This window comes from Micromonospora sp. RTBAU3-60, assembly GCF_054963695.1.
The window spans coordinates 1-7,345 of sequence record NZ_JBUEGB010000139.1 but is presented as its reverse complement, the minus strand read 5'-3'; the positions used below and the strand labels follow the sequence as shown (position 1 = coordinate 7,345).

Here is a 7,345-nt window from a genome sequence, read left to right as displayed (position 1 = left end):
GGCTTGAGCACGACCTTGACGCAGTCCTCCTGCTTGTTCTTGAAGATGTCGTACCCCTGAGGCGTGTCCTCGAGCCGCATCGTGTGCGTGATGATGAAGCTGGGATCGATCTCGCCCCGACGGATCCGCTCCAGCAGCGGCCGCATGTAGCGCTGCACGTGGGCCTGACCCGAGCGCATGGTCAGCGAGCGGTTCATGAACGAGCCCATCGGGAACTTGTCGATGAACCCGCCGTACGCACCGATCGCCATCACCGTGCCCCCGTTGCGGCAGCTCAGGATCGCCTCGCGCAGCGCGTGCGGCCGGTCCGTCTCCACCTTGGCCGCCTGCTTCGCCCGGTCGTACGCGTGCAGCGCCGCCGACGGGTGATGCCCCTCCATCCCGACCGCGTCGATGCACGCGTCCGGCCCCCGGCCGGCGGTCATCTCCCGCAGCGTGTCCAGGACGTCGGTCTCCTCGTAGTTGATCGTCTCCGCGCCGGCCTTGTCCCGCGCCATCCGCAGCCGGTACGGGTACCGGTCGATGACGATCACCCGGCCGGCGCCGAGCAGGTAGGCGCTGACGGTGGCGAACAGGCCGACCGGGCCCGAGCCCCAGACGGCGACGGTGTCGCCGGGCTTGATGTCGCACTGCTCGGCGGCCATGTAGCCGGTGGGCAGCACGTCGGAGAGGAACAGCACCTGCTCGTCCGGCAGGTCGTCCTCGATCTTGAGGGCGCCGACGTCGGCGTAGGGCACCCGGACGTACTGCGCCTGCCCGCCCGCGTACCCGCCCATGAGGTGGGAGTAGCCGAAGATGCCGGCGGGGGAGTGGCCCATCGCCACTTCCGCCATCCCGGCGTTCGGGTTGGAGTTCTCGCAGACCGAGTAGAGCCCGCTCCGGCAGGAGACGCAGTCGCCGCAGGCGATGGGGAAGCCGACGACCACCCGGTCACCGACCCGCAGCCCGTCCCGTGCGCCCGGACCGAGCTCCACCACCTCACCCATGAACTCGTGCCCGAGGACGTCGCCGCGCTTCATCGGGGGGATGAAGCCCTCGAGCAGGTGCAGGTCGGAGCCGCAGATGGCGGACGAGGTCACCCGGACGACGGCGTCGCGGGGATTGAGGATCTGCGGGTCTGGTACGTCTTCGACCGCCACGCGGTGGGGGGCGATCCAGCAGTTGGCCCTCATCGTGTCTCCCTCACGCGATCCGCGCCAGCGGTCGGGCCGGGCGCTGCCTGGCCTGCGACTTGAGGCTCGTGCCGTCCGGTGTGCCGTCGGACCGGGTGATTTCACCGGTCTCGATGACCTGCTTGAATCGCCGCAGGTCGTCGCAGATCTGCTGTTGCGGGTGCTCGCCGAACGCGCGCGCCGCCAGGCGACCCAGGGGCCGGCCGGGCATCGAGTACTCCAGCTCGACGCGCACCTCGGTGCCCCGGCTGCCGGCGGCCGGCATGAACCGTACGGTGCCGGAGTTCGGGACCTTCGCGCCGTCGACGGAGCGCCAGCGGATCAACTGGTTCGGCCGGTCCTCGATGATCTCGGCCTCCCACTGCACGCTCCGGCCGGCGGGGGCCTTCGCGGTCCACCGCGTCCGCCGCGGGTCCGTCCGGCGCACCGACTCGAGGTGGTACATGAACCGGGGCAGGTTCTCGAAGTCGTGCCAGAAGTTGTACGTCTCCTCCGGGGTGCGGTTGACCGTCACCGAGCCGTACGCCCGGCCGCCGTCGCGGACCCGGCGGCGCTGAGTCGCGCGGACCGAGACGTACAGGTCGACGGCGGTGATTCCGGCGAGCGCCGCCATCGGGTACGCCAGCCGGCGCCGCCGCTCGCCGCGGCGGTTGCGCATCGCCAGGCCCGTCGCGGCCAGGTCCATCGCGTCACCGGCCACCCGGGTCCACGTGTTCAGGGCTGCGCGGCGGGGAATCAGCAGCGCCGCGGCGTGGCCCAGTTCCCGGACGCCGGCGGCCCGCAACACCGCCCGGGCGGCGCGTGAGTCGCCGACGCCGCACGCCTGGGCGATGCGGGACCCGGCGGCGAGGGCGGTCACGCCGAGACCGAGGCTGATCCAGCCGAGGACGCGGGCCAGCCCCTCCGTTGCGCGGTCCTGGGCCGCGCGCTCGATGCCGAGGGAGTCCGTCACCGAGCGGACCCCCGTGGTGGTCTTTCGTGTCATGCCTGCTCACCCGTCTTCGAGTAGTTGCTGCCAGCGATCGGCGTCGCGTCCCGTACTGGCCGGCGTGCCTTTCCCGCAAAATCCGTCCGCACACCCCGCGACCTGGGCCGGATCCACCCACCGGTCGCGCCGCCCCGGCCTGCCGCCGCGTCGGCGGCCTCCCGCGCGGCCGTGCCGGCCGGGTGTGGAACCGGCCCGAGCGGGAAGGCAGCCCGGGCGCACCCGCGAACGCTCGTGCGTCGCGACCGACTGGAGAGGGATGGGCGCCAGAACCTTCATCGTGGCCGGCGGGACCAGCGGACTCGGTCTGGCCGTCGCCCGCCTGCTCGTCGAGGAACACCAGGTGGTCGTCCTGGGCGACGCGCCCGACGAGATCGCCGCGGTCTCCGACGACCTGCAGTGCGCCGGGATCGTCTGCGACATCTCCTCCTACGACCAGGTCCGGGACGCGTTCGCCGAGGCGGTCGACCGGTACGACGTGATCGACGGCGTCGCCGCCTGCGCGTCCGTGTGGGCGGGCGGGGCACTTGAGGAACTGTCCCCGCAGCGGATCCGCCGGGCGGTCGAGGTCAACGTGCTCGGCACCACCTACGTGTGCAAGGAGGCCCTGCACCACCTGCACCGGCAGAACTTCGGCAACCTGGTGTACGTCGGCGCGATCGCGGTTACCCACGCCCGCCCCGGCATCCCCGTCTACCGGGCCACCAAGAGCTACGGCGCCAGCCTCATCGAGTCCCTCGCCGAGGCGCAGCACAGCAACCGGATCAAGGTCATGCAGCTGCACCCGGGGCCGATGCCCACCCGGCTGCAGGAGCGCGTCGGCGACGAGTTCCTCGACGAGATCTACGCCATGCCCGAGCAGGTGGCGCCCGAGGTGGTGCGGCTGCTCCAGTTCACCCCCGACGACCTGTACGTCTCCGGGGAGCGGGTGCTGCGGGCGGACGGCCGGTGGTAGCCGCCAACGACGCCACCGCGGCCGAGCCTCAGATCTCGGCGTGGGCGCCCCTGCGCACGGCGGCCTACCGCAGCCTGTGGCTGGCGCTGCTCGCGGCGAACATCGGCACCTGGATGCAGACCGTCGGGGCACAGTGGCTGCTGGTCCACACATCGAACGCCTCCACCCTGGTCGCCCTCGTGCAGACCGCCAGCCTGCTGCCGATGCTGCTGCTGGCGCTGCCCGCCGGCGCCCTCGCGGACACCTTCGACCGCCGGCACCTGCTGATCGCCGTGCAACTGTTCATGGTCGTGGTGGCCCTGGCGTTGACACTGCTCACGGCGGCCGGGCGGATGCCACCGGCGCTGCTGCTCACGCTCACGTTCGCCTTCGGGGTGGGGCAGGCGCTGACCCTGCCGGCATGGGCGGCGGTGATCCCGGAGCTGGTGTCCCGCGAGCAACTGCGGTCGGCCTCCGCGCTCGGCTCGATCAGCGTCAACGTGGCCCGGGCCGTGGGGCCGGCCGTGGCCGGTGTGCTGATCGCCCGGGCGGGCGTGGCCCCGGTCTTCGGTTTCAACGCCGTGGCGTTCCTGATCTTCGCGCTGGCGCTGGTCCGGTGGCGACCCGGCGACGCCCGCGCCGTCGAGGTGCCCGAGCGGTTCACCGCCGCGCTGCGGGCCGGCGGCCGGTACGTCCGCCACTCGCCGACCGTGCGCCGGCTGCTGCGCCGGGCGCTGGTGTTCGTGATCCCGGCGAGCGCGTTGTGGGCGCTGCTGCCGCTGGTGGCCAGCCGCCGCCTGCACATGAACTCCAGCGGATACGGCCTGCTGCTGGCCGCGCTCGGGGTGGGTGCCATCGTCGGCGCCCTGCTGCTGCCGTGGATCCGCACCCGGATGACCGCCAACCAGTTCCTGCTGGTGGCGGGGCTGCTGTACGGGGGGACGCTGGCCGTGGTGGCGTCGGTCCGGATCATCCCGGTGGTGCTGGTCGCGCTGCTGCCCGCCGGGGTGGCCTGGGTGGCCGTCCTCGCCAACGTCAACGCCGAGATCCAGTTGTTCCTGCCGGCCTGGGTACGCGCTCGCGGGCTGGCCGTCTACCAGGTGGTCCAGGGCGGCGGGCAGGCGGTCGGCGCGTTCCTGTGGGGTGTGGTGGCCGACTTCGGCGGGCTCGTCGGCGCGTTCTACGTCGCCGCCGCGCTGATGCTGATCGGCGCGGTGACGTCGCAGATCTGGCCGCTGCCCGACCTGCGCGGGGTGATCAAGGATCCGGCCGTCTACCGGCCGCCGCTGTCGCTGGTGCTCGAACCGGACCCCCGGATCGGTCCGGTGCTGGTGCTGGTCATATACACCGTGCGGCCGGAGCGGCAGGCCGAGTTCGTGGCGGCGATGGAGCACATCCGGGGGTTCCGGCAGCGCACCGGGGCGATGCGGTGGGGCCTGTTCCGCGCCGGGGAAACCCCGGACCAGCTCACCGAGGTCTACCTGGTGCCGTCCTGGGACGAGCACCTACGCCAGCACGGTGGCCGGTTGACCGAGGCCGACCAGCAGGCCGAGGACCGGGCCCGGGAACTCGCCGAGGGCGCGCCCGAGGTGCGCCACCTGCTGCCGGCCTCGGCCGAGACGGCGATGACGGACCACCAGGCGGCGGCGTGACCGCCGCGGGGACTCAGCCCGACACGCTGGGCCGGCCGAACAGGGTCGCGTAACCGGACGGCAGCTGGGTCAGCACGTCGTTGAGCTCGCCGCCGGACACCGCGTCGGCGATGGTCGTGAGGACCGCGCTGGCGTCCCATTCGGCGGTCCGCTCGGTGGCGCCGGTGCCGTCGCTGATCCGCTGGAGGAATTCCGCCACTGCCACGCGCTGACCGCCGCCGCCGGCGGTCTTGAGGAAGTCGCCCAGCTGTTCCGGCAGCTGCGAGCCGAGCTGCCGCGCCTCGTCCGCGGTCAACCGCTCCGCGAGAGTGGTCACCACGACGCTGATCACCTGCTGCGCCTCCGCGGCGTCGTCGTACTCGCCCCGTTCGCGCACTCGCGCCACGAACTCCTGATATTTCATTCCGCCCTCATCCACAGCTCACGGCGGCCCGGCGCCGGATGGGTCGGGGCCGCCTGCCGGCAGATGGCGGCATCAGACGCACGCCGCCCGCGAGGGTGATCCTGACACGCCCCGTCGGTGGGTGTGCCCGCTTCGGCGGCATCCGGGCGTGCCTCCGGGGCCGCGACTTCGCGCCGTCGACCGTATGCGTGGCCGGGCCGCGATCGCGAAATCTATAGACAAGAGTCTTTACTGTTAACAAGGTTTAATTTATGTTCGTCACATCGATTTCCCTGGAAGGAGAGCCGGCATGCGTCGAAGAATCAGCTTCCCACTCCTCACCACAGGCGTCGTCGCGTCCACCCTGGCCGTCGCCACGCCCGCCCAGGCCCACGGGTACGTCTCCTCGCCGCCCAGCCGCCAGGCGCTGTGCGCCCAGAACCGGGTCCCGGACTGCGGCCAAATCAAGTACGAGCCGCAGAGCGTCGAAGGCCCCAAGGGGCTGCGGAGCTGCCACGCCGGGATCGCCCAGTTCGCCGTGCTGACCGACGACAGCCGTAACTGGCCGGCCACCTCGGTCGGCAGCACGGTCACCTTCACCTGGGTCAACACGGCCCGCCACGCCACCAGCAACTGGGAGTACTGGATCGGCAACACCCGGGTCGCCGTCTTCGACGGCGGTGGCCGGCAGCCCGACGCGACCGTGTCGCACACCGTCAACCTCGGCGGGTTCTCCGGACGCCAGAAGCTCCTCGCCATCTGGAACATCGCCGACACCGCCAACGCCTTCTACTCCTGTCTGGACCTGCAGATCGGCGGCGGAGGCGATCCGACGCCCAGCCCGACCCCGACCACGCCGTCGCCCACGCCCAGTCCGACCGTGACCCCGACGAGCTCGCCCGCTCCCGGCGGCACGTGGACCGCCGGCCGGGCCTACCAGGTCGGTGACCAGGTCACCTACAGCGGCCTGACGTACCGCTGCCGCCAGGCGCACACCGCGCTCCCGGGCTGGGAGCCGCCGAACACCCCGGCGCTGTGGCTCCAGGTCTGACCGGGCGGGTGCGGCCACGCCCGGCGTGTGCCGCACCCGACGCCCGGTCACCGCAACCGAGGTACGGCATGCATCACCTGGTGTCCGCCGTCCTGCTGCTGGTCCTGCTGCCCACCGCCGCCTGCGCCCCCGACCCGGCCCGGCCCGCCCCCGCCCCGAGCACGGCCGCCGACACCCCGACAAGCGGCATCGACGTGCTGTTCCTGACCATGATGGCGGCGCACACCGAACAGACCCTGGAGATCGTCCGGCTCGGGCTCGCCCGCACGGCCGACCCCCAGATCCGTACGCTCATCGCCGCCATCGACGCCACCGAGACCGACGAACTCGCCACCATGCGTGGCTGGTTGCGTGACGCCGGCCCCTCGGCGGTGGCCGCCGCCGCCCGGCACGACCACTCCGGACACAGCGACGCCGTCGCCGGCCTGGCCCGGCTGCGCGCCGCCCCGACCGGCGACGTGGACCGGGTGCTGCTGGAGGTGCTCAGCGCGCACCAGCGGACGGCGGCTGGCCTCGCCCGGGCGCAGGTGCGCGCCGGCACCAGTGAGGGGATCCGGGAGTTGGCGCGGCGCATCGAGCGGTCACGGACCGCCGAGGTCGAGCTGATGGCGAAGCTGGCCGCGCAGCCCAGGCAGTGACCGTACGCGCAGGTGTCGTCCTTTCGCCAGAACGTGACGCCGGTTGCCCGCCGGCGCTGCCGCGCTGGCCCACCCGGCGCTGCCGTGGATCGCGCGGCTGGGCCTGACCGGCATCTTCCTGCTCAGCGTCTCTGATCAGCTTAGTGATCCTGAGTCGGATTGGGTTTCCGGGATCGTTTCCCACCGTGGTGGGGTCGCGTGGGCGTGTCCACCCCAGATCGCAGCAAGCCGCGGGCACACGCGGTGCGGAAAGTCTCGCCTTCGGCCAGCGGCGGCTTCCCGCTCACCCATCACAGGCCTGGCATTGCCCGGACTCGGCCAGCAGACGACGCCGGTTCTCCACCGACCGCATCCCATACAGGCGCCCCGCGAACGTCGTGACCAACGAACCGAAATCCTCCAGCAACTCCTCGCGTCCGCCGAGCTTCTTCGGATGCAGCACTTCCAGGGTGGCGCCATGCACGGCGAGCAGCTGTTCGAGCCAGCCGACACCGAACCGCGCAAGCCGATCCTCATGCGTCACCCGGACCA

The 7,345-nt window shown here is 72.1% G+C and carries 8 protein-coding genes; 4 read left to right on the top strand and 4 right to left on the bottom strand.

The window, feature by feature from the left end; genetic code table 11:
• Positions 1-1,172: zinc-dependent alcohol dehydrogenase (locus ACY34I_RS39845; protein WP_462760646.1), on the bottom strand; the 1,172-nt coding region annotated here is incomplete at its 3' end.
• Between the two features lie 10 nt (positions 1,173-1,182).
• The gene (locus ACY34I_RS39840) at positions 1,183-2,157 is read right to left on the bottom strand and encodes an SRPBCC family protein (protein WP_462760644.1); all 975 of its coding nucleotides are present in this window, start codon (positions 2,155-2,157) and stop codon (positions 1,183-1,185) included.
• Positions 2,158-2,416: 259 nt separating this feature from the next.
• Between ACY34I_RS39840 and ACY34I_RS39835 the strand changes: the two genes are divergently transcribed.
• Together ACY34I_RS39835 and ACY34I_RS39830 are read left to right on the top strand one after the other, a co-directional pair.
• The gene (locus tag ACY34I_RS39835; RefSeq protein WP_462760642.1) at positions 2,417-3,112 is read left to right on the top strand and encodes an SDR family NAD(P)-dependent oxidoreductase; all 696 of its coding nucleotides are present in this window, start codon (positions 2,417-2,419) and stop codon (positions 3,110-3,112) included.
• Complete coding sequence (locus ACY34I_RS39830; RefSeq protein WP_462760640.1) at positions 3,106-4,743, top strand: MFS transporter; 1,638 nt, start codon at positions 3,106-3,108, stop codon at positions 4,741-4,743. The genes ACY34I_RS39835 and ACY34I_RS39830 overlap by 7 nt, the downstream gene beginning before the upstream one ends.
• A 13-nt stretch (positions 4,744-4,756) precedes the next feature.
• On the opposite strand, the gene ACY34I_RS39825 is transcribed toward ACY34I_RS39830, so the two are convergent.
• On the bottom strand, positions 4,757-5,146 hold the full coding sequence (locus tag ACY34I_RS39825) for a DUF2267 domain-containing protein (RefSeq protein ID WP_148799529.1): 390 nt from the start codon (positions 5,144-5,146) through the stop codon (positions 4,757-4,759).
• 289 nt (positions 5,147-5,435) lie between these two features.
• On the opposite strand from ACY34I_RS39825, the gene ACY34I_RS39820 reads away from it, so the two are divergent.
• Both ACY34I_RS39820 and ACY34I_RS39815 read left to right on the top strand, forming a co-directional pair.
• Positions 5,436-6,176 (top strand): lytic polysaccharide monooxygenase, encoded by a 741-nt coding sequence (locus tag ACY34I_RS39820; protein ID WP_462760637.1) that lies wholly within the window; start codon positions 5,436-5,438, stop codon positions 6,174-6,176.
• A 68-nt stretch (positions 6,177-6,244) separates the two neighbouring features.
• Complete coding sequence (locus ACY34I_RS39815) at positions 6,245-6,814, top strand: DUF305 domain-containing protein (protein ID WP_462760635.1); 570 nt, start codon at positions 6,245-6,247, stop codon at positions 6,812-6,814.
• A gap of 283 nt (positions 6,815-7,097) precedes the next feature.
• Here ACY34I_RS39815 and ACY34I_RS39810 read toward each other — a convergent pair.
• Positions 7,098-7,345: IS607 family transposase (locus ACY34I_RS39810; RefSeq protein ID WP_462760633.1), on the bottom strand; the 248-nt coding region annotated here is incomplete at its 5' end.

Excerpts from the sequence above, each read along its gene's own strand:
- ACY34I_RS39840 (WP_462760644.1), bottom strand. The coding sequence starts at position 2,157 with ATGACACGAAAGACCACCACGGGGGTCCGCTCGGTGACGGACTCCCTC.
- ACY34I_RS39835 (WP_462760642.1), top strand. The coding sequence starts at position 2,417 with ATGGGCGCCAGAACCTTCATCGTGGCCGGCGGGACCAGCGGACTCGGT.
- ACY34I_RS39825 (WP_148799529.1), bottom strand. The coding sequence starts at position 5,146 with ATGAAATATCAGGAGTTCGTGGCGCGAGTGCGCGAACGGGGCGAGTAC.
- ACY34I_RS39820 (WP_462760637.1), top strand. The coding sequence starts at position 5,436 with ATGCGTCGAAGAATCAGCTTCCCACTCCTCACCACAGGCGTCGTCGCG.
- ACY34I_RS39815 (WP_462760635.1), top strand. The coding sequence starts at position 6,245 with ATGCATCACCTGGTGTCCGCCGTCCTGCTGCTGGTCCTGCTGCCCACC.